The 2551-nt window shown below is 51.4% G+C and carries 3 protein-coding genes; 1 reads left to right on the top strand and 2 read right to left on the bottom strand.

Annotated features, from left to right (window positions below; all coding sequences use genetic code 11):
• Positions 1 to 195: 195 nt before the first annotated feature.
• Both RCH91_RS21025 and RCH91_RS21020 read right to left on the bottom strand, forming a co-directional pair.
• Positions 196 to 1137 (bottom strand): hypothetical protein, encoded by a 942-nt coding sequence (locus RCH91_RS21025; protein ID WP_306537390.1) that lies wholly within the window; start codon positions 1135 to 1137, stop codon positions 196 to 198.
• Between the two features lie 279 nt (positions 1138 to 1416).
• Positions 1417 to 2130 carry an ankyrin repeat domain-containing protein gene (locus RCH91_RS21020; protein ID WP_306537388.1) on the bottom strand — a complete coding sequence of 238 codons (714 nt, stop codon included), beginning with the start codon at positions 2128 to 2130 and terminating at the stop codon, positions 1417 to 1419.
• Positions 2131 to 2299: 169 nt separating this feature from the next.
• Here RCH91_RS21020 and RCH91_RS21015 point away from each other — a divergent pair.
• Positions 2300 to 2551, top strand: a 252-nt coding sequence (locus tag RCH91_RS21015; RefSeq protein WP_306537386.1) for a phage integrase N-terminal SAM-like domain-containing protein, incomplete at its 3' end; no start/stop codon positions are given.

Genomic DNA, 2551 nt, shown 5'->3' with positions numbered 1-2551 from the left:
ACCAGCCCTGCGCAGCCTTATGATCTGGTTCCGCAAGGCCTCCTGCGCTTCTTGATTCAGTGTTCGTGCATCGATCTTTTCCATGCCCGAACGATATCACAAACCGGCTTTTTATGCACTATTTAATTGCCGTGGTAATATCCCAACGGCGAAGTTCAGGGGCGGCGCTTGGCTGCCGCCCCCTGGAACGCCTCGTTAGGGGGCATTGCTGCCGCACGACCGTGCAAGCAGCACAAGGGCAAATGCGAAAGCCAATATGTATTCAAAGGTTCGAACAGAGTACCAGATTTGTCCGTGCGGAGTTGCCCATGGAAGGCCATTGGTCTCACAAACCGACCTGATGGCAGTTCTGATTGCCGGAGTGAGAGGTTCCCACCGATTAGATTGGGGGCACAATGGAGTGAGCGCCCCAACTGCTTCCTTGTTGAAGGTAACAATAGCCTTGAGAGGCCAGCTGTTGCCATTGGACTCTTTCCACTCCGGCAGCGTAGTTGATGTTGCCAACGACAACGCACCCTTCGATTTCGAGTACTCATCTGGAGTCATTGACAATAGCAACACGATTGAGCTCGACGGCTTTCTCGAGAATGCCTCATTAATTTCCCACGCAATACCAGGGCTACTACCAACTCTAATTAGGACGAGCGCAGATTGGTCTATCAGATCCTGAACACGAGCCTTCCAGTGAGTATTGTCGACGTACTCGCGGGCAGCTCCAAGTTCAGGTAACGGCTCGCCGGGCTTACCAATGGCGACCAGCCCCCCTATCGGCTCGACGGCCTTCCTAATCTGCTCTTCTTCCGTAACAAGGGAAGAAAACGGCATGCCACCGAACTCCGCAGTCGCACGCGCCCGTACATCATCGGTGAAGGCCCGCAGGTACAACACAATATCTTGGTTGGGTACGGTGCTCTCAATCAAACCAATGGCTAATCGTAACCTCTTGGCGTTGAATAGTAGTGCTCGGCCCAACTCAACGCAAACGAGGAAACCGATGGCGGCCAAGAGCATCACATACCATGGCGCATTGGGATATACCTTCGATATGTTTGGAACAGATAGAACTATCAGTCCTGCGACAAACCAAAGGCTGTATCCTGTTAGATAGAGAAGAGTAACTCGCAGTATGTTCGCCATAGGTTTTCTGTGTCGCGCATTGCCCGGCGCCTGGTTATGCGGCCTAACGTCAGGCTTCAGGGGCCGGCGCGAAGAGCCGGCCCCCCTGGAAGTACCCGTTGGGCAATTACACTCTTGTCAAATGTGTAGCTCTGACACCTTTAGCTGACACTTGTCAAATGTGTAGCTCTGACACCTTTAGCTGACACCTTTAGATGAACCAGCCGCACTGTAGCTCTGACACCTTTAGATGTCTCGCTGACACCTTTAGATGTACTGAGATCGACATCGAAGGAGTGCTCATTTCGTTCTGTCCTTCAAGTAGTTGACTACAGCTTGAAGTTGGCTCTTGTTCACAGATCCAACCTGCGATAACAGCTTCAACTGCTCGTCGCTAACAATCGTCCGTTGCGCCCAGTCTACCGCCCTGCGCCCAGCGTTATCCTCTTGCAATGGGTCTGCACCTCTATTGCATAGATACTCGACAATGTCTAGATGGCCACAAGCTGCTGCATATAGCAGAGCAAATTCTCCCTTCAAATTGCGGTAATTGACTTCAGCTCCACGCTCACAGAGCATTGTGACGCAGTCCATATTGCCACCTAGGCAAGCAAACTCCAAGATGCTTATTTCAGCTCCAGCGCCATCCATACGTGTGTTCGAACTTGTTCCCCGATCCAAGAACAGTTTGAGCAACTCCGACTGGCCTTGGAGTGCGGCTGATGTAGCAGCGGACCAACTGTTGAATCCTGTGGTGCCATACTGGTGATGTGGGTTCGCTCCCACGTCAAGAAGTATCTCGATTTGATTGATATCAGTGCTCAGACCAAGAGCAAGATCTAAGTCCTGTTGCTGCGCATTCAATTTCTTCATCGTTTCTCTTACGCCAGCTGGCCCAGCTGTTATCGGGACTCGAAGTAATTTTCTACCCTTGTTTGAAATCATAAAGAAGGCAATGATCCTGATCACACCAATAGCAACTGCTAAAAGAACAATTATTGCGATCGTTGTCATTGATGAACTCACCTAGTAGTCGTCCCTGCCCAACGTGAAGTAGCCCCCCTAAAAGGGGCTTTTTTTTGCCCGAAGTATGATGTATAAAACGGACCCAGTCAAGATCTCTAACTAAAATCACTTAACTTTTTCCGACAATACACCCCCTAAAAGGAACGGTAAATACCCCATGCAATCTCCAACCAGCAAGCCTCGCCTCCTTGACCAGATCCGTGACCGTATCCGGCTCAAGCACTACAGTTACCGCACTGAGCAAACCTACGTCGAGTGGGCGAAGCGGTTCATCCTCTTTCACAACAAGCGTCACCCCCAGGAGATGGGCAAGACGGAGGTTGAGGCGTTCCTCACCCACCTGGCCGTGACCCACAAGGTCTCGGCCTCTACCCAGAACCAGGCACGGGCCGCGATCCTCTTTCTCTAC

This window comes from Geobacter sp., assembly GCF_030834625.1.
GTDB lineage: Bacteria > Desulfobacterota > Desulfuromonadia > Geobacterales > Geobacteraceae > Geobacter.
Note: the sequence above shows the minus strand (reverse complement) of the source record. Positions and strands in the feature narration are given on the sequence as shown.

Bases quoted from the DNA above. Each gene is read 5' to 3' on its own strand.
- RCH91_RS21025 (WP_306537390.1), bottom strand. From the start codon at position 1,137: ATGGCGAACATACTGCGAGTTACTCTTCTCTATCTAACAGGATACAGC.
- RCH91_RS21020 (WP_306537388.1), bottom strand. From the start codon at position 2,130: ATGACAACGATCGCAATAATTGTTCTTTTAGCAGTTGCTATTGGTGTG.